The organism is Streptomyces sp. NPDC001315, assembly GCF_042896175.1.
In the GTDB taxonomy this organism is placed as follows: domain Bacteria; phylum Actinomycetota; class Actinomycetes; order Streptomycetales; family Streptomycetaceae; genus Streptomyces.
In genome coordinates this window covers 1-18,683 of record NZ_JBIAWZ010000023.1, presented here as the reverse complement: position 1 = coordinate 18,683, position 18,683 = coordinate 1, and the positions used below count along the sequence as shown (strand labels likewise).

17 protein-coding genes and 1 rRNA gene are annotated in these 18,683 nt (G+C 69.4%); 11 read left to right on the top strand and 7 right to left on the bottom strand.

Annotated features, from left to right (window positions below; translation table 11 throughout):
• Nucleotides 1–56: 56 nt before the first annotated feature.
• The gene (gene pstS, locus ACFY16_RS36355) at nucleotides 57–1,187 is read right to left on the bottom strand and encodes a phosphate ABC transporter substrate-binding protein PstS (protein WP_390651485.1); all 1,131 of its coding nucleotides are present in this window, start codon (nucleotides 1,185–1,187) and stop codon (nucleotides 57–59) included.
• Nucleotides 1,188–1,633: 446 nt separating this feature from the next.
• Between pstS and ACFY16_RS36350 the strand changes: the two genes are divergently transcribed.
• Entirely contained in the window at nucleotides 1,634–3,217 is a 1,584-nt protein-coding gene (locus ACFY16_RS36350) for an FAD-binding oxidoreductase (RefSeq protein WP_390651484.1), read from the top strand.
• A gap of 24 nt (nucleotides 3,218–3,241) precedes the next feature.
• Here the strand turns inward: ACFY16_RS36350 and ACFY16_RS36345 are convergent, their stop codons facing one another.
• From ACFY16_RS36345 to ACFY16_RS36330, 4 genes are all read right to left on the bottom strand, one after another.
• The gene (locus tag ACFY16_RS36345) at nucleotides 3,242–3,949 is read right to left on the bottom strand and encodes a phosphatase PAP2 family protein (RefSeq protein WP_390651483.1); all 708 of its coding nucleotides are present in this window, start codon (nucleotides 3,947–3,949) and stop codon (nucleotides 3,242–3,244) included.
• A 255-nt stretch (nucleotides 3,950–4,204) separates the two neighbouring features.
• Entirely contained in the window at nucleotides 4,205–5,212 is a 1,008-nt protein-coding gene (locus ACFY16_RS36340) for an NlpC/P60 family protein (protein ID WP_390651572.1), read from the bottom strand.
• 136 nt (nucleotides 5,213–5,348) lie between these two features.
• Nucleotides 5,349–6,122, bottom strand: a complete 774-nt coding sequence (locus tag ACFY16_RS36335; RefSeq protein WP_390651482.1) for a trypsin-like serine peptidase — start codon at nucleotides 6,120–6,122, stop codon at nucleotides 5,349–5,351.
• Between the two features lie 35 nt (nucleotides 6,123–6,157).
• Nucleotides 6,158–6,754 carry a Uma2 family endonuclease gene (locus ACFY16_RS36330; protein ID WP_390651571.1) on the bottom strand — a complete coding sequence of 199 codons (597 nt, stop codon included), beginning with the start codon at nucleotides 6,752–6,754 and terminating at the stop codon, nucleotides 6,158–6,160.
• Between the two features lie 697 nt (nucleotides 6,755–7,451).
• On the opposite strand from ACFY16_RS36330, the gene ACFY16_RS36325 reads away from it, so the two are divergent.
• The 9 genes from ACFY16_RS36325 to ACFY16_RS36285 all read left to right on the top strand — a co-directional run bounded on the left by ACFY16_RS36325 (nucleotide 7,452) and on the right by ACFY16_RS36285 (nucleotide 17,290).
• A complete protein-coding gene (locus ACFY16_RS36325) occupies nucleotides 7,452–7,586 on the top strand; it encodes a hypothetical protein (RefSeq protein WP_390651481.1) in 135 nt (44 codons plus the stop codon).
• On the top strand, nucleotides 7,579–7,818 hold the full coding sequence (locus ACFY16_RS36320) for a DUF397 domain-containing protein (protein WP_390651480.1): 240 nt from the start codon (nucleotides 7,579–7,581) through the stop codon (nucleotides 7,816–7,818). Before ACFY16_RS36325 ends, ACFY16_RS36320 begins: the two co-directional genes overlap by 8 nt.
• A gap of 472 nt (nucleotides 7,819–8,290) precedes the next feature.
• Complete coding sequence (locus tag ACFY16_RS36315; protein WP_390651479.1) at nucleotides 8,291–9,607, top strand: peptidase S8; 1,317 nt, start codon at nucleotides 8,291–8,293, stop codon at nucleotides 9,605–9,607.
• 410 nt (nucleotides 9,608–10,017) lie between these two features.
• The gene (locus tag ACFY16_RS36310; RefSeq protein WP_014673544.1) at nucleotides 10,018–10,326 is read left to right on the top strand and encodes a hypothetical protein; all 309 of its coding nucleotides are present in this window, start codon (nucleotides 10,018–10,020) and stop codon (nucleotides 10,324–10,326) included.
• Between the two features lie 177 nt (nucleotides 10,327–10,503).
• Entirely contained in the window at nucleotides 10,504–11,370 is an 867-nt protein-coding gene (locus ACFY16_RS36305; protein ID WP_390651478.1) for a hypothetical protein, read from the top strand.
• Entirely contained in the window at nucleotides 11,360–12,697 is a 1,338-nt protein-coding gene (locus ACFY16_RS36300) for a hypothetical protein (RefSeq protein ID WP_390651477.1), read from the top strand. Before ACFY16_RS36305 ends, ACFY16_RS36300 begins: the two co-directional genes overlap by 11 nt.
• Nucleotides 12,694–14,253 carry an SCO6880 family protein gene (locus ACFY16_RS36295; RefSeq protein ID WP_390651476.1) on the top strand — a complete coding sequence of 520 codons (1,560 nt, stop codon included), beginning with the start codon at nucleotides 12,694–12,696 and terminating at the stop codon, nucleotides 14,251–14,253. The genes ACFY16_RS36300 and ACFY16_RS36295 overlap by 4 nt, the downstream gene beginning before the upstream one ends.
• Nucleotides 14,254–14,259: 6 nt before the next feature.
• A complete protein-coding gene (locus ACFY16_RS36290; RefSeq protein WP_390651475.1) occupies nucleotides 14,260–15,687 on the top strand; it encodes an ATP-binding protein in 1,428 nt (475 codons plus the stop codon).
• Between the two features lie 16 nt (nucleotides 15,688–15,703).
• A complete protein-coding gene (locus ACFY16_RS36285; protein WP_390651474.1) occupies nucleotides 15,704–17,290 on the top strand; it encodes a type IV secretory system conjugative DNA transfer family protein in 1,587 nt (528 codons plus the stop codon).
• A gap of 18 nt (nucleotides 17,291–17,308) precedes the next feature.
• Here ACFY16_RS36285 and ACFY16_RS36280 read toward each other — a convergent pair whose 3' ends face one another.
• Nucleotides 17,309–17,863 carry a GNAT family N-acetyltransferase gene (locus ACFY16_RS36280; protein WP_390651570.1) on the bottom strand — a complete coding sequence of 185 codons (555 nt, stop codon included), beginning with the start codon at nucleotides 17,861–17,863 and terminating at the stop codon, nucleotides 17,309–17,311.
• 92 nt (nucleotides 17,864–17,955) lie between these two features.
• Between ACFY16_RS36280 and ACFY16_RS36275 the strand changes: the two genes are divergently transcribed.
• The gene (locus ACFY16_RS36275) at nucleotides 17,956–18,504 is read left to right on the top strand and encodes a cysteine hydrolase family protein (RefSeq protein WP_390651473.1); all 549 of its coding nucleotides are present in this window, start codon (nucleotides 17,956–17,958) and stop codon (nucleotides 18,502–18,504) included.
• Between the two features lie 89 nt (nucleotides 18,505–18,593).
• Here ACFY16_RS36275 and rrf read toward each other — a convergent pair.
• Nucleotides 18,594–18,683, bottom strand: a 5S ribosomal RNA gene (gene rrf, locus ACFY16_RS36270); the annotation flags it as partial.

The following is an 18,683-nucleotide window of genomic DNA, read 5'->3' as shown; positions in this document are numbered from 1 at the left end:
TGCACCGGACGGTGCGGTCCAGCCCCGGGTTCCCAGGACCGGACCGCACCTTCAGATCAGCTCAGGCCCTCGATGGTGGTGCGGACCTTGGCGATGATGTCGGCGGGAACGGGGGCGTAGTCGATGCCGGAGAGGATGCCCTGGCCGTCCTCGCTGGCGATGTAGCGCAGGAAGGCCTTGGTGCTCGCCAGGGTGTCGGCCTTGTTGCCCTTGTCGCAGACGATCTCGTACGTGACCAGGGTGATCGGGTAGGCGCCGTCGGCCTTGGTCGTGTAGTTCATCTTGAGCGCCAGGTCACTGCCGGTGCCGACGACCTTGGCGTCCGCGATGGCCTTGGTGGCACCGTCGGAGGAGGCCTTCACCGGGGCGGAGGCACCCGTGTCGATGGAGACCGTCGACAGACCGTCCTTGGCGTACGACAGCTCCATGTAGCCGATGGCGCCGTTGGTCTGCTTGACGCCCGCGGCGACACCGCTGGAGCCGGACGCGGCCTGACCACCCTTGGCCTGCCAGGCCTTGCCGCCGGAGTACTTCCAGTTGGCCGGGGTGGTGGCGATCAGGTACTTGGTGAAGTTGTCCGTGGTGCCGGACTCGTCCGAGCGGTGGAACGCCTGGATCTTCAGGTCGGGCAGCGTGGCGCTCGGGTTCAGCGCCTTGATCGCCGCGTCGTTCCACTTGGTGATCTTGCCGTCGAAGATCTTGGCAATGGTCGGGGCGTCCAGGACGAGGTTGTCCACGCCGTCGAGCTTGTACGCGAGGGCGATCGGGCCGCCGACCATCGGGAGGTCGATGCCCTGGCCGTTGGAGCAGACCGACTTCGACGCCGTGACCTCGTCGGGCTTCAGCGCGGAGTCCGAACCGGCGAAGGCGACCTGGCCCTGGGTGAACGCCGTGACGCCGGCGCCGGAGCCGCCACCCTTGTAGTTGATCTGCACGCCCGAGCAGGCAGCGGTGAACTGCTTGACCCAGGCGTCGATCGCGTTCTTCTGCGCGGAGGAGCCGTCGGCGAGCAGCTGGCCCTTGGCGTCGTCACACTTGATGTTGCTGCCACCGGTGGTCGCGGAGGCGCTGCTGCCACCGCTGCCGCCGCCGGTGTCGTCCGAGCCGCACGCCGTGAGGGCCAGGGCGCCGGAGACGGCGAGAGCGCCGAGAGCGAGAGCCCGCCGGTTCTTGCGCTGAAGCTTCACTGAGGGAATTCCTTCCAGGAGCCGCCGGCCTGATCGGCGGCGTGCGAAGACAGGGTGCTGCGGGTGATCCGGACGCGTTTGCGCAGTGCGTCCGGCATCGGTAAGGCCGAAATTAGGCAGATCAGGTGAAGCGACCTACGGACGGAAGTGAACGGGGGGTGAACCCCTGAGGACGGTGCGGTTAGGTCACGGATTGCTCACAGGGAGAACACATGGAGGTTCCGACGCGACGCCGATCTGACACACCACCTGACACACTGCACGACATATCGGACATAGCGCCACACATCTCGGCATCCGCGCAACCATCCGACGCCCCCGCACCACCGCGCCCACCCCGTACCCTCGCCACATAACCGTGCCCATGAGGCCGATGAACCAGCCCGTCCCGGGAACCCCCCGGCCGGGGGACCCGTCTCGTTCCACGAGAGCTAGCAGGAGGCCACATGGAACGGCGTACGTTCATCGGAGGCGGCGCGGCCGCGATAGCGGCGGTCGCGGCGACCGGGTGCAAGGGCGGGGGAACCGGGTCGGCCGTGCCGTCGCAGAGCACTCCGCCGCCGACGACCGCGGACGGGTCCGCCCCGCCCGCCTCCACCTCCCTGCGCACCACCGCCGCCACGGCCCCCGCGAACTGGACCGCGCTCGCCCATGACCTGGACGGCGTCCTCGTACGCCCCGGCGACGCCAAGTGGCAGTCGGCCCGCCGGCTCTACAACACCCGCTTCGACGATCTGAAGCCGGCGGCCGTCGCCTACGTCGCCCACGCCGACGACATCCGTACGACCCTGGCGTACGCCCGCGCCCACCACATCCAGGTGTCGATCCGCAACGGCGGCCACTCCTACGCGGGCTGGTCCTCGGGCAACGGCCGCCTGGTCGTCGACGTCTCCGAGCTCAACCGGGTCCGCAGCAGCGGCGGCACGGCGGTCGTCGGCGCCGGCGCCAAGCTGATCGACGTCTATCGCGCGCTCGCCGCGAAGGGCGTGACGATTCCGGCGGGCTCGTGCCCGACCGTGGGCGTCTCCGGCCTGGTGCTGGGCGGCGGTCACGGCGTGGCCTCCCGCGCGTACGGCCTGACCTGCGACAGCCTCACCCAGGCGACCCTGATCACGGCGGACGGCAAGCAGCTGACCGCCAACGCCACCGAGAACAAGGACCTCTTCTGGGCCCTGCGCGGCGCGGGCAACGGCAACTTCGGCGTCGTCACCGAGCTGCGGTTCCGCACCCACGCCGCCCCCCAGGCCGTCACCGCGTACATGACCTGGCCGTGGGCGAAGGCGGCCGCGGTGGTGAAGGCCTGGCAGGGGTGGGGTCCGTCCCAGCCGGACGAGATCTGGTCCTCCCTGCACCTGGAGAGCTCCGGCGGCACGCCCAAGGTCTCCGTCGCGGCCTTCTCCCTCGGCACGTACGGCGAACTGCAGAACGCCGTCGACCGCCTCGCCGACCGTATCGGCGCCCCGGCGAGCAGCGTCTCGCTCCGCCGCCGCGGCTACGAGGAGGCGATGGAGATCTACGCCGGCTGCTCCTCCTTCTCCTCCGACGCCCAGTGCCACCTCCCGGGCGCGACCCCGGGCCGCTCCCCGCAGGGCGCGCTGGGCCGGGAGACGTACGCGGCGAAGTCGGACTTCTTCGACCGCTCCCTCTCCGCGGCCGGCATCCAGACCCTGCTCGCCCAGATCACGTCGGTGCGCGGCGGCTCCGGCAGCATCGCCCTCACGGCTCTCGGCGGCGCGGTCAACCGTGTCTCCCCCACGGCGACGGCCTTCGTGCACCGCCGCTCGCGCATGCTGGCGCAGTACATCGTGTCCTGGGGGGCCGGGACGTCGGGCTCCACGGCCCAGTCCTGGCTGACGACGGCTCACAACGCGATGCAGCCGTACGCCTCGGGCGCGGCCTACCAGAACTACACGGACCCGACTCTGACGGACTGGCGGAAGGCGTACTACGGCGAAGCGGCAACGCGCCTGGCCCAGTTGAAGAAGCAGTACGACCCGAACCGGTTCTTCACCTACCCGCAGGCTCTCTAGTACCCGCAGGCTCTCCAGGGGGCCTCAGGCCGCGAGATCCCGTTCCTCGGCTCCCGCCGAGGACGCACTCCGCGCCCCCGGAACCACCGCGTCCCGAGCGTCCCCGGCCGACCGGCGCCGGATCAGCCGACCGGCGTGGGGGGAGCGGTCCACGGCCTTCATCACCGGGGTGAGCATCAGCATGGCCAGCGGCGAGAGCAGCAGCGCCACGGCCGTACCGAGCGCGAACCCGCCGATGACGTCCGTCGGGTAGTGCACGCCCATGTAGACCCGGCAGAACCCTTCGAGCAGCGCCAGCCCGATCCCGACGAGTCCGAACCTCCGGTTCGCGACGAACAGCGCGACGCCCATCGCCATGGTGAGGGTGGCGTGATCGCTCACGAAGGAGTAGTCGGTCTTGCCGGAGACGAGGACATCGAGTCCCTGGTGGTCGCGGAAGGGCCGGGGCCGCTCCACGAACCCCCGTATCGGCACGTTCACCAGCACCGCGAGGCCGGCCGCCAGCGGCGCCCACACCAGCGCGGCCACGGACGGGGCGGCCGCGTCGCCGCCCCGCCGCCGCACGGTCCACCAGCACCAGAGCACCAGCAGCACCATGGCGAGCAACAGCCCGTACTCACCCACGAACTCGACCACGCGGTCGAACCAGTGCGGCGCGTCCTTGGCCAGACCGTTGATGTCATAGAGCAGGTCGACGTCGGGGTTCGACCCGGATTCGGCGAGTCCAGCCATGGCGCTGCGGCCCCTTCGTCGTTCTTCCGGACGCACCTCACGTGCGCCGCTCCTGCCCACCCCCGTGGTCTGTAGGTCCGCTTCCGCTCCGCTGCACACACGCGCACATGACACGTGCCGACTGACGTCCGCCGGGCTACGTGAACAGGAACGCACGGCCCCTGTCACTACGTTCCACACTCCACCGAATGATCACGCAGACGTTATCGAAGAGAAATACATCTCCGCAGCTCAGGGGGTGGGTTCACGCTCGGTTCACACCGTGGTGGGGAGCGCTTTCGCGCCATCTTCGGTGACCCTCGTGGCCCCGAAGTAGTCAGGGGTGTCGATCGGGTCGAACCGGATCACAGCACCTGTTCTCGGCGCGTCGATCATGTATCCGCCACCCACATAAATCCCCACATGCCGGATGGCCCGCGAGTTGGTGAGGTCGTCCGAGAAGAACACCAGGTCCCCGGGCAGCAGTTCGTCCCGCTTCGGATGCGGCCCGGCGTTGTACTGGTCGTTGGCGACGCGCGGCAGCGTGATCCCCACACTCTCGTACGAGGCCTTGGTCAGCCCCGAACAGTCGAACCGTCCGCCCTGGTCAGCCGTGCCGTTGCCGCCCCACAGATAGGGAGTGCCCAGCTTCTTCTGCGCGTAGTAGATGGCCCCCGCGGCCTGCTTGGACGGATCGACGCGACTGACCGGCGCGGCGAAGGAGTCCTCCAGAGTCGTGATCGTCTTCACGTAGTTCCGGGTCTCCTTGTACGGCGGCACGCCCCCGTACTTGATGACCGCGTACGCCCCCGCGTTGTAGGCGGCGAGCATGTTGTGGGTGGCGTCGCCCGGCACGTCCTTCACGTACGACGCGAGCTGACAGTCGTACGAAGCGGCCGACGGAATCGCGTCATTCGGATCCCATACGTCGCGGTCGCCGTCTCCGTCACCGTCGATGCCGTGGGTGGCCCATGTCCCCGGGATGAATTGCGCTATGCCCTGCGCGGCCGCCGGACTCTTGGCGCTCGGGTTGAACCCGCTCTCCTGGTACAGCTGGGCGGCGAGCAGGGCCGGGTTGAGGGCGGAGCACAGATTGCCCCACTTCTGCACAAGCGTCTGATACGCCGCGGGCACGGCCCCCTTGGCCAACGCCCTGGTCCCACCGCCCACCCCGCCCGCGAGGTTCCCGGAGGCGACGTAGACCCCGACGACGAGCAGCATCACGAAGGCGAGACCGGCACCGGCGACAGCGGTCACCACGACCCACGTCTTACGCACCGTCAACCGCCCCTCACCGCCCGGGAGTACGCCCACGTCAGTGTAGAGGCGGCCCCCGCGGTGAGGGGTGATCACGGGAAAGGTCGACGCGTATGCGCGCGTCGGTGGCCGAGGACGGCTCTCTGTCTACGCCTGTCGGCGTCTAGGGATCGCCCGCCGCGTCCCCGTACAGCTCCGCGACCTCTCTTCCGAACACCACGCTGTACGAGATGTCGTCGGTGGACCCACCCTGCTCGTGCCCGCCGAGCACGCCGACGATCTGCCCGTTGCCGTTCACCCAGGGGCTGCCGCTGGTGCCGCCGCTGAAGTCGGGGCAGTCGATGCGCTGTTGCGTGGTGCTGTGCGCGGCGGGCTTGTTGGTGCAGCTGATGGGTGCCTCGCGGGAGTCGGGATACCCGGTGACGGTCAGCGCTGTCGCCCCGGTGGCCACCCCGGCGGCGAACCGGTTCGCACCGACGACGTCCTCGATCCCCTTCTCGCCCTGCGGCTCGACGACGGCGAAGGCGATGTCACTGTCCTCGTCCTGTCCGTCGGCCCACCCGTCGGGCAGAAACAGCCGCCCGACCTTCCACAAGCCGTGGGGAGCCTTGCCGTCCCGATACCCGGGCGCGAAGACGAGGTCGCGGCCCCCGTTCCCGCCGAGGCAGTGCGCGGCGGTGACGATGAGGTTCCGGTGCGGGCTGTGCACCACGGAGGCGGTGCAGAAGTGCTCGCCGGCGAGACCGGAGCCGCGGTCGGCCGGGAACAGCGCCCCCACCCGAGCGGCTTGCGCCGACCGGCCCGTGGTGATGGTTACGCCCAGGGGGCCGGCCCCGTCGTCCGCCGCCGCCTCCGAGGCCGCCGCGACGACCAACAGCACGAGCGCGCCGAGCAGCGTGCGCCTACGGGTGCCCGGGGGGCGGAGGGTGCGCTTCATCGGGCCCACCTTGTCGCATGAAGGTGAGAGGAACGTCAGACGCTGGGCGGCGGAGTGCCGTAGATCGGGAAGCCGTCGGTGGCGACCTCGACGTCCAGCGGCTCGGGCAGCCGCAAGGATTCGCCGAACTTGCCGGGCGTGACGTCCTGGTAGGCGCCGTTGTCGGGGTTGGTGTGCAGGGACCAGGTGCCCTTGCGCGGGTCGATGACGAGAAGGAGGGGGACGCGGGCAACCGCGTACCAGTCGGCTTTGTCCCTGATCTCCCTGGACTTCTCGGACTGCGAGATGACTTCCACGGCGAGCGCCGCATCCTCCGAGGCGGCCAGCCAACCGTCGTCCTCGTCCCATTCGGTGGGCAGGACGATCAGGTCCGGCGTCGCATAGTCATCGGGGTCTTCCGGCGATGCGATCGAGGACATCTCATACATGTCCAGCCCTTCGGGCATCGCCGCGTAGAGCTGCCGACGCAGCCGCCTCAGCACACCGGCGTGCTTGCCTCGCGGCGTCGGAGACGTCACGAGCTTCCCTCCCAGAACCTGCACGCGCAGACCTGTCGCTTCCTGGATCTTCTCGGCGACTTCGCGCAGATTCCCGGGGCGGGGCCTGGGATGGAATTGAGGCACGGACGGCATCGACATGGTGTCCGACCTCCATCCTTCCGGCTCCGGCTCGGCGTCGAATCCACCGTACTGTGCGAGCCCCTCCCCCGCCTCCGCGTCAGGCCCCGCGCACACGGCCGCGCCCCTGTGTCGCTGCTCAACCTTCGCCACACCACGCCTTCCTTACGTTCCGTCGCCACATGACTACGTTAGGCCAATCGTCTGACACTCGGCCCACAGCAGCTTCCCGCCCTTCGACGCGCCCGGCTCCCGCAGCACGGAGACACCCCACCTGCCCGCACACGCCTGTACGAGGTGCAGCCCACGTCCGTGCTCGGCGTCGGGCGGAGGGAGGGCGACGGGGGCGCCGTCGGCGGCGAAGCCGGGCGGGACACGGGGTTCGGTGTCCCAGACGGCGATCCGGGGCCTCCCGGGTTCCGCCGAGAGGAGGCGGAGGCGTAGGGGCCGGCGGTGTGGAGGTGGGCGTCGGTGAGCAGCTCGGCGGCCAGACGTTCGGCGCTGGGGGTGAGTTCGGTGAGGTCATGGGCGGAGAGGATGGTGCGCAGGGTGGCGCGGGCGACGCCGGGGGCGCCTGGGTCGTGCGGGAGTTGGAGGGTGTGGGTCCAGGGCGGGGATACGGTGGGCATGGAAGTCTCCGGTCACTGAGGGGAGTTGGCCGGATGCCCAGTGGCATACCGCCGGAGCGGCGGACGCCCGGGGCAACTCCTGCGTGAACGCCGTCGCGTCCCCCGAAGCAATCCACATGACCGAAACCGGCGACCCCACCGCCGCGATACTCACCTCCACCCCCGTCGCCTTCGCAGCCCTCCTCCACGTACTCCAGAAGGACCCCCACCATGTCTGACGACATCCCCCCGAACCTCACCTGGGAACGCGCCGCCCCGCCGGAGGCGACCGGCCCCGGCCCCTGGATCGAGATCGCCTTCGGCGAGGGGGACGACGGGGACGCGCCCGTCTACATCCGCGAGACCAGCGACCCGGACAACGTGGTCACGACGAACCGGCGAAAGTGGGACGCGTTCGTACTGGGCGTGCAGGCGGGGGAGTTCGACCATTTCGTGGATGGCGCGGTATGACCCGGCCATGACCACGAAGATCACCGTGCCGCTCTCGGATGAAACAGTCGGCCATGTCAGGGATCACGCCCCGATGGCAATGTATCCGCGTACACAGACCGCCTCATCCGGCGCCAGATCACGCCGGACGCCGCCAAGCAGCTCGCTGCCGCCGGTCACTGTCCCGATCTGGACGGCGAGGGCGAATCGCCCCTGCGTGCCCCCAACAGACGCCCCCTGCTCCACCCCGCCCACCCTGTGTGCCCCCTGTGCCCAAGGTCAAGAGCCAGCCATCGCCCGTCCATCCCCCAGCCACTGAGTGGTAAGCCCGAACCGCCCTCAGTAAGGCGGAGGTCAGGAATCGACAACTCGTCTTGTTGTCGCGTACTCAACAAGCGATGGTCATCTGCGGGCCGCTCGGCCCCCCGCCGGGGACACCGTACCGGCGGCGCACCCGCACCGCCCCTGTCAACCGTTCTCAGGAGGCTGTACGTTGCGCACCACACACCCCGACAGACCCGTCATACGCCGCAGCCTGCGCCGCATGGGCGCAGCCGCCCTCGGCACCGCGGCCCTCGTCCTCGCCGGCTTCGGCACCGCCGGAGCGGCGGACGCCCAGAGCGGCGTCGCCAAGGTCGCCCCTCACGTCAGCTGGACCAGGGCGTGCGCGACGCCCACCAAGGCGGACGTCGCGGCCTGTAACGCCAAACGGGTCACCAGCGGCGTCACCGAGTACATGGCGGAGAAGGCCTACGCCAAGGGCGTCACGCCCAAGGCCGCCGACGCCACCACCCCGTCCGGCTTCGGGCCGACCGACCTGCGGGCCGCGTACGGCCTGACCTCGGCCGCCGCCTCCAACGGCTCGGGCGAGACCATCGCCATCGTCGACGCGTACAACGACCCCAACGCCGAGGCGGACCTCGCCACCTACCGCTCGTACTACGGCCTGTCGGCGTGCACCACCGCCAACGGCTGCTTCAAGAAGGTCAGTCAGACCGGTTCCACGACCTCACTGCCGACGAGCAACACCGGCTGGGCCGAGGAGATCTCCCTCGACCTCGACATGGCCAGCGCCATCTGCCCGAACTGCAAGATCCTGCTCGTCGAGGCCAAGTCCGCCACCATGGCCAACCTCGGCACCGCGGTGAACGAGGCGGTCACCCTCGGCGCGAAGTTTGTCTCCAACAGCTACGGCGGCTCCGAGTCGTCCTCCGACTCCACCTACGACACCTCGTACTTCAAGCACACCGGTGTCGCCATCACCGTCAGCGCGGGTGACGAGGCCTACGGCGCCGAGTACCCGGCGGCCTCGCAGTACGTCACCTCCGTCGGCGGCACCGCGCTGACCAAGGCCACCTCCACCACCCGCGGCTGGACCGAAACGGTCTGGAAGACCAGCAGCACCGAGGGCACCGGCTCCGGCTGCTCCGCCTATGACGCCAAGCCGAGCTGGCAGACCGACACGGGCTGCACCAAGCGCATGATCTCCGACGTCTCGGCGGTCGCGGACCCGGCCACCGGCGTCGCGGTCTATGACTCGTACGGCATTACGGCGGGCTGGTACACCTTCGGCGGCACCAGCGTCTCCTCGCCCATCATCGCGGGCGTGTACGCCCTGGCCGGCACGCCGTCCTCCGGTTCCTACCCGGCGAAGTTCCCCTACACGGCGGCCGGCACCTCGGCCCTCAACGACGTGACCTCGGGCAACAACGGCACCTGCACCACCAGCTACTTCTGCACCGCCACGACGGGCTACGACGGCCCGACCGGCTGGGGCACCCCGGAGGGAGTCGCCGCCTTCACCGGCTGACGGCCGACTGCCGGTGACCACGACCGATACGACCGATACACCCGACTGACGATCAGTCACCACAGCGCGCCACCGTGGACCGTGGGGACCACGTGGCAAGGGGAGAACGGGCCGCGGCACCCAGCCGCGGCCCGTTCGTCGTACCCGATAACCTTCACCCCGAGAACATCGACACGAAAAAGGGTCAACGACGGAACCACACGACAGGTTCCGCTCCGACCTCATTGCCCGGCGTGACCTGCCGTGATACACAGAGTGACGATAGGGCCCTTCGTCAGGCACTCGTACGAAACCCGCCAATCAATGACGCCAAGTCGACATGCGACAGCGACATTGTCGGCGACAATGGGGCCTGACCTCTGCACACCGCAGAGGCCGCTCGGAACTACCCACCAGGGGCGGTGACTTACATGCTCTTTGCGGCCGACAAGGGAGACATCAACACCATCATCGGCGGGATCGCTCCGGACTGGGGCCCCTTCGGCAGCCTCGGCAACGAGGCCAAGGTGATGATCGAGGTCGTGATGGCGGTCGCCATCCTGCTCTGCCTCGGCATCGCCGTGTGGGGCGCCGCCAAGCAGCGTATCGGCGCGACCGCCCTGCGCGACACGTTCAGCGCGGAACAGGGCAAGGGGCTCATCATCGCCGGCCTCACCGGTGTCTTCATCATCGGCTCGCTCGGCACGCTGTTCACCATCGTGTACGGCATGGCCGTATAGCTCCGGCCCGCCCGGGCACGCCCGGTCCCACCTCCACCCCCACCCGCCCGTCGTGCCCACCGGCTGAGGTTGCGTTTCCCTGATGTCGAGTCACCACACCGCGCCCGCGCGGGAACCAGCACGGCTACCGTCGTACTTCTACGCTTTTCGGTACGAGGTCGAGAGGGCGTACGCGGCATGAGCCTCGGGGACGAGCACGGTTACGGCGACACCGCACGCACCGGTGCCGACGACGGTTACGGCGGCTCAGGCCAGACCCGCACCCGCCTGCCCGACAGCGACCCCTACGGCGGCGCCCGGCGCGGCGGCCGCTCGTCGTCACGGAGCCTGATCACGGTGGTCGGCGTGGTGGTCCTGCTCATCGCGGCGATCGCCTTCGCGAACCGTGGAGGAGACGGTTCCGCGTCCACGGCCGGCAACGAAAGCGGCAGCACGGGCGCCGACAAACCACAGACGTCGACGACTGCGGCGAGCGGAACGAAGCCGGTGGAGACGAAGGCGGGCGGGATTCCGTCGGGGTTCGCCGACACCGAGCAGGGTGCGCAGTCGGCCGCCGCGAACTACTCCGTGGCGCTCGGCTCGACCAGCATGTTCCAGAAGGACAGCCGGCACGCCCTTCTCGACGCCCTCTACACCGCCGACGCGGCTGCCAGACTCCAGGCCCCTATGGACCAGGCCTACTCGGCCGACTTCCTCGGCAAGCTCGGGCTCGACGCCGACGGCAAGGCACCGGCGGGCAGCACGTTCGTCTCCCGCGTGGTCCCCGTGGGCACGACGGTCCAGTCGTACAGCGCCGGCAGCGCCAAGGTCGCGGTCTGGTACATGGGGCTCATCGGCATGTCCGGGGACAAGTCGACCGACCCCGTCACCTCGACGTGGAAGACCTGGACGTTCGACCTGCAGTGGTCCGGCGGCGACTGGAAGATCTCCACGGACTCCCAGAAGGACGGCCCCGCCCCGGTTCCGGGCGATAACCAGGCCGCCAGTTCCGACGAGATCAGCAAGGCCATCGAGGAGTACGGAGGGTTCACGTATGCCCGGTAACCCGCACCGCGTGCTCAGGCTCGCCGGAGTCGTCACGGCCGTACAGACATCGGCCGTGCTGCTGGCCACCCGCGCCTTCGCCGCGCCCACACCCAGTCCGTCGCCGTCGCCCTCGGCGTCCCAGAGCAGCGACTGCGACCTCATCGTCGGCGAGGCCAAGAAGTACTGCGAACGCGGCAACACCCCCTCCGGCACCACCACCCCCAGCACCACCGACACCCTCGACCCCCTCTCCTCCCTCGCCAAGGGCTGTGCCGACGCCGCCTCCTGGACCGTCGACAAGCTCAGCGAGGCCGTGAAGGACACCGCGAACGTCGACTTCACGAACCCCAAGTTCCTCCAGCAGTACGCGGTCGTCTTCGCCGCGTCGACCGTCCTGACGCTGCTGCTGTGGCTGCTGGCCGTCGCCAAGCGGGCCGTGCGCGGGGTTTCCCTGACCACCGCCATCTCGGAGGCGGTCGGCTTCCTGTGGCTCACCGTGCTGGCCTCCGCCTTCACCCCGCTGATCCTGTACACGGTCGTCTCGGCGACCGACGGCATCTCCGAGGTCCTGGCGAAGACCACCGGGAACCAGACCGACACCTTCTTCGGCAACTTCTCCGGCGCCCTCGCCAAGGGCGAGAACATCGGCGGCGGCCCGATCATGCTGATCGTCGTCTCCCTGGTCTCCATCCTCGCCGCCGGCGTCCTCTGGCTGGAGCTCGTCATCCGCGCCGCGCTCCTCTACGTCGGCGCCCTCCTCGGCACCGTCGTCTACGCCGGCATGGTCGACAAGAACCTGTGGGGCCACGTCCGCCGCTGGGCCGGAATCATGATCGCCGTGATCCTGGTCAAGCCGGTCATCGTCATCGTGCTGGGCCTCGCCGGAGCCCTGTCCAGCGATGACGGCCCCGACGCCTTCTCCGCCGTCGTCTCCGGCCTCGCGATCATCCTGCTCGCCATCTTCGCCAGCGCGATGATCTACCGCTTCGTCCCCGGCTTCGGCGACGAGATCGCGAACTCCCGCAACAACCGCATCATGCAGGGCGCCGAAGGCAAGGCCGCGGCCGTCATCAGCTCCCCGGCGACCCTCGTCGCACAGGGCATCAAGACGCACAGCACCCGCGCCGACAACAACGGCGGAGGCCAGTCCGGCTCCAACGGCCCCCGCCCCGCCAACCCCGCCTCCGGTGGCGTCGCCGCGCACAGCACTCGCACCTCGAACAGAGGCGGCGGATCCGTCCCCTCCGCCACGCCCGCGCCGCGCGCACCCAGCCCGGTGAACACCCCGCACGCCAGCAACACCCGCAACAGCAGTACCAACCGCACGGGAGGTGAAGGGCGTTGACGACCCAGTCCCACGTGTCCCATCCGGTCACGCCCCGCCGTACATATCTGATCGGCCGCGCCCGGCCGAACGCGATCGTCGGCCGCAACCGCGAGTCCGGCGAGATCGCGCTCATCATCACGGGCGCGTTCCTCGGCATGATGTGCGGACTTCTGGTCCCCGTCCTCCCCCTGCGCATCGTGCTGCTGACGGGCTTCCCGATGATCGCGCTGGCCGCGGTCTACGTGCCGTACAAGCAGCGCACGTTCTACAAGTGGTTCGAGGTCAACCGCAGCTACAAGCGGACCCTCCGCCGGGGCGCCGCCTACCGCTCCTCCGTCATGGAGGCCGGCACACGGATCGACGGGCGGGAGATCGAGGTCGGGCCGCCGCCCGGCATCGGCCGCATCAACTGGCTGGCCGCGCCCTTCGGCCCCGACGAGATCGCCGTACTCCTGCACGCCGACCGCCGCACGGTCACCGCGGCGATCGAGATCGAGGGGCCGGGCGTCGGTCTGCGCGACAGCGAGGACCAGGAGGCCCTCGTCGACCGCTTCGGCACGCTCCTCAAGCACGTGGCGAACGGCGACGGCTTCGTCACCCGCCTGCAGATGCTCGCCCGCACCCTCCCGGCCGACCCGGACGCCCACGCCAAGGACGTGGCCGTACGCGGCGACGAGAAGGCACCGGCATGGCTGGCGCAGTCGTACGAGCAGCTCCAGTCCATGGTGTCCACCAGCAGCGAGCAGCACCGCGCCTACCTCGTCGCCTGCATGCACTTCAACCGTGAGCTGGCCGCCGAGGCGCAGGCCATGGCCCGGGCGGCCCGCCCGCAGTCCGGCCGCAAGCTGGACCGGGACGCCGGTCTCGCCGTCGTCATGGCCCGCGAGCTGACCGACATCTGCTCCCGCCTCCAGGAGGCGGACATCCGGGTCCGCCAGCCGCTGGGCCAGGGCCGCCTCGCGTCCCTGATCCACTCCATGTACGACCCGGACCACCCGATCGACCACATCCAGGCGATGACGAAGCGCAACGCCTGGCCGGCCGAGCTGGACGCCATGGAACCCACCTACCTCCAGGCGAAGACCCGCGAGTCCTCCACCCGTGCCCCCTGGTGCCACGCCACCGCCTGGGTGAAGGAGTGGCCGATGACCCCCGTCGGCGTCAACTTCCTGGCGCCCCTCCTGGTCCACACCCCGGACGTCATCCGCACGGTCGCCGTCACGATGGACCTCGAACCCACCGAGGTCGCCATCGAACGCATGCTGACGGAGAAGACGAACGACGAGGCGGAGGCGTCCCGCGCCGCCAAGATGAACCGCACCGTCGACCCGCGTGACGTGGCCGCCCACGGCCGCCTCGACCAGCGCGGCGAGGACCTCGCCAGCGGCGCCGCGGGCGTCAACCTGGTCGGCTACATCACCGTCTCCTCCCGCAATCCGGAGGCGCTCGCCCGCGACAAGCGGACGATAAGGGCCTCGGCCGGCAAGTCGTACCTCAAGCTGGAGTGGTGCGACCGCGAGCACCATCGCGCCTTCGTGAACACACTTCCCTTCGCCACCGGCATTCGGAGGTAGGACCTGATGCGGGATCCGCTGTCCGTCCTCACCGACGCCTTCACGTCCTTCCTCTTCGGGAAGGTCGAGACGACCCGGCTCCCGGTGCGCACCTCCACGGGCCAGGCCCAGGCGGTCTACCTCCCCACCGCCGCCCCCGGCCTCGGCGACTCCGGCGTCATCATCGGCCGCGAGGTCTACTCCGGCAAGGGCTACATCTACGACCCCTTCCAGCTGTACGGCCAGCAGCTCCCGGCCCCGCACTGGCTGGTCCTCGGCGAGTCCGGCAACGGCAAGTCGGCCCTGGAGAAGACGTACGTCCTACGGCAACTGCGCTTCCGCGACCGCCAGGTCGTCGTCCTGGACGCGCAGGGCGAGGACGGGGTCGGCGAATGGAACCTCGTCGCGCAGGAGTTGGGAATAACTCCCATCCGCCTGGACCCGATGGCAGCCCTGGACCACGGAATCCGCCTCAACCCGCTCGACCCCTCGATCACGACCACGGGCCAGCTGGCCCTGCTCCGCACGATCATCGAGGTCGCGATGGGCCACGGCCTGGACGAGCGTTCCGGCTTCGCCCTCAAGGTCGCCCACGCCTACGTCAACGAGACGATCGTCGAACGCCAGCCGGTCCTGTCCGACATCGTCGAGCAGCTGCGCCACCCCGAGCCGGAGTCGGCCGAGGCGATGAACGTCGCCATAGACGACGTGCGGGCGTGGGGCCTGGACGTCGCCCTGGTGCTGGACCGCCTGGTCGACGGTGACCTGCGCGGCATGTTCGACGGCCCGACGACGGTGGGCATCGACCTGGACGCCCCGCTGATCGTCTTCGACCTCTCCCACATCGACCGCAACTCCATCGCCATGCCGATCCTGATGGCGATCGTCGGCGTGTGGCTGGAGCACACCTGGATCCGCCCCGACCGGAAGAAGCGCATCTTCCTGGTCGAGGAGGCGTGGCACATCATCAACAGTCCGTTCGTGGCGCAGCTGTTCCAGCGGCTGCTGAAGTTCGGACGCCGGCTGGGCCTGTCCTTCGTGGCCGTCGTCCACCACCTGTCCGACGTGGTGGACGGAGCGGCGGCGAAGGAGGCGGCAGCCATCCTGAAGATGGCGTCGACGAGGACGATCTACGCCCAGAAAGCGGACGAGGCGAGGGCGACGGGCCGCGTCCTGGGCCTGCCGCGCTGGGCGGTCGAAATCATCCCGACCCTCACCCCCGGCATCGCGGTCTGGGACGTCAACGGCAACGTCCAGGTGGTCAAACACCTGGTCACCGAGACGGAACGCCCGCTGGTCTTCACCGACCGCGCGATGACGGAGTCGTCCAGCGACCTGCTCTCCGACGACGATGCGCTGCGCGCCGCCGAGCTGGAGGCGGAGGAACGGGCGGCGGCCTTCATGGAGCAGCACCTGGGCGACCTGGACGGCTCGTCCGAGTCGACGGTGGCGTAGAAGGGGTGTCCCTGGCATGAGACCGGACGACCGCGAGCGCACCAGCGGCCAAGGCCAGGGAGGCATCCCTGACGGCCTGCTGGTCGGCATACTCGCGTTCCTCCTCGGCATGACCCTGCTGGTGTGGTCGGCCACAGGCCTGGCGGGCTTGTTCGCAAACGGCTCCTGGCCGGCCGGCGTCACCTTCACCCGCACCCCCCTCGCCATGCGCCACCTCATCGCCCAACCCCACGACATCCCCGGCGCCTGGCCGGAGGCGGAGGAGACGGCCCTCTCCGGCTACGGCCTCTTCTGGGGCCTGCTCATCGGCCAGCTGATGGTCCTGTTCGTCCTGACGGTGTTCGTGATGGGAACACTGGCGAGGTGGAAGGCGGTGCGGGCCAGGAGACGGGAGGAGACGCGCGCGGCGGAACGGCGCCGCCATGAAGCTCGGACCTCCGATACGGCCGCCCCCCACGAGGCGCCGACGACACCGACCCACCATGAGGTCCCGACGCCCAGGGCGGAGGTGACGCCGAGGGCGGAGTCGGAGCCGGGGGCGGAGGCGAAACCGAACACGGACGGCGAGCCGCGGACACCGACGGAGACTCTCCACCCGACACCGGCCCCGCCGACCCCCTCGACGCTCACGTCACCGTCGAAGGGTGAGCAGGTGGGCGGGTGGGAGAACACCCACTACGAAGGCGCCGTGCACTACGCCCCCGCAGCCACCCGCCAGGCCACCGCGACCCAAGCCGTACGCGACGCAGAGGGCGCCGTCCTCATCGTCACCTCCAACCCCGCCCTCTGGCAGGACACCAAGGACGCCAGGGCCAAACTGGGCCCGGTCCACCTCTACGACCCGACCCACCTCTGCGACACCCCGGCCCGCCTCCACTGGTCTCCCACAACAGCCTGCGAAACCAAGGAAATCGCGGCCTCCCGCGCGGCAGCGATCCTCGCCCCCGTACGCCCCGCCGCCCGCCTGGACCAGGCGGTGAGCGACACCGCGGAAACCCTCCTCCGTAGCTATCTGCACGCCGCGGCCATCGACGGCCGCACCATCCGCCACGTCCACCGCTGGTCCCAGGGCACAGGAATCCAGGAAGCGGTCCGCACCCTCCGTACGAACCCCAAGGCAGCCGCTGGTTCGGCCGGCGAACTCGAAGCAGCCCTCACCGCTCACCCCGAACGCCGTGACATCGCCCAGGAGTTGACCTCCCGAGCCCTGTTCGCCCTCTCCACCATCAACATCCGCGAAGCATGCACTCCCAACCGAACTGATGCCCTCGCCTTGGATTCCTTCGTTGACGAAGGGGGAACTCTTTATGTGGTCGGCGAATCCATTGAGGACCCCAGGACCAGCCCCGGCGCGATGCCCCTCCTGACGGCCCTCGTCTCCAGCGTGGTCGAGCGCGGCCGGCGCATGGCCGAACGGTCATCCTCCGGTCGCCTCGACCCACCACTGACACTGGTCCTCGACGACATCGCGGCCGTGGCCCCCCTCCCCCAGCTCCCGGACCTCCTGTCCACGGGGTCGAACCGCGGCCTCCCCACCCTGGCCCTCCTGCGCTCCCGGGAACAGGCCCGAGCCCGCTGGCCGCACCACGAACTACCGGTCTGACGGCTGCCGTTGCTCCCGTCACGATCGTTCGAGCACGAACTCCAACTCCCGCTGCTCCTCAACGTGCACGTACGGCACGGTCATCCCGCTGGGCGCGAACCCCAGTTTGCGATAGGCGGCCTGCGCCCGAGCGTTGTCCTCGTGTACGAGCAGCCGAACCCGCTCGACGCCGCGTTCCCAGGCCCATTCCACGCCCGCGTCGAACAGCGCCTTGACCAACCCGGTCCCGCGCCCTTCAGCTCGTACGAACACGCCGACCACGTGCCCCTGCATCCGCTCGACCGGGAACCCGGCCCAGTCCGTCGTCCCGGCCTCCTCGACCAGAACGGTCACGCTCCCGGCCCACGTCCCGTCCGCCCCCTCGGCGATGAACTGACGCGCCCCGGTGGCCCCCTCACCGGACCGTTCGGCTCTCCCCTGCCAGAAGGAGTCCGGTTCGGCCGCCGCCTTCTCGTACGTTTCCAGGAACGCGAGGTGCGCCACCGGGTCCCGCAATGCGTCGAGCCGCAACTGCTTGACGGCCTCCCACTCGTCGGACCGTATCGCACGAATAACGTAATCACCGCTGGTCATGGCACTCATGCGGGACACGGTAGTCCCCCGAACCGACCCTTCACTCGATTAATCCCGGCCGGCTGCCAGTGCCGCCCCCTACCGTGAAAACCATGACGACTCTGCCGAACCGCCCGAACACGGCCCTGCTGATCGTGGATGTACAGAACGGGGTGGTGGCCGGCTCCCACAACCGCGACGAGGTCATCGCCAACATCAACACCCTGCTCACCAGAGCCCGCGCCGAGGCCGTACCGGTGATCTGGGTCCAGCACTCCGACGACCGTCTGAAGCCCGACACCGAGCCCTGGCAGTACGTACCGGAGCTGACCCGCGAAGCCGCCGAGCCCCTCATCCACAAGAACTACGCCGACTCCTTCGAGGCTACCGACCTGGAGACCGTCCTGGCCGAGCGTGGCGTGGGCCGTCTCGTGGTCACGGGCGCCCAGACCGACGCATGCATCCGCTCCACCTTGCACGGCGCGGTGGTCCGGGGCTACGACGCGACCCTGGTTGCCGACGCCCACACCACGGAGGACCTCACGCAGTACGGCGCGCCGGCCCCGCAGCAGGTGATCGCCCACACCAACCTCTACTGGAAGTGGCAGACGGCCCCCGGCCGCCGCGGCGGAACGGTCGACACCGCGGAAATGACGTTCTGAAGACACTGATCGACCCTGAACCGAACCTGAATCGACCCTGAACGCAGAAAACCCCCGTATCTTTCGATACGGGGGTTTTCCCACAATTTGTTCGGCGGCGTCCTACTCTCCCACAGGGTCCCCCCTGCAGTACCATCGGCGCTGTAAGGCTTAGCTTCCGGGTTCGGAATGTAACCGGG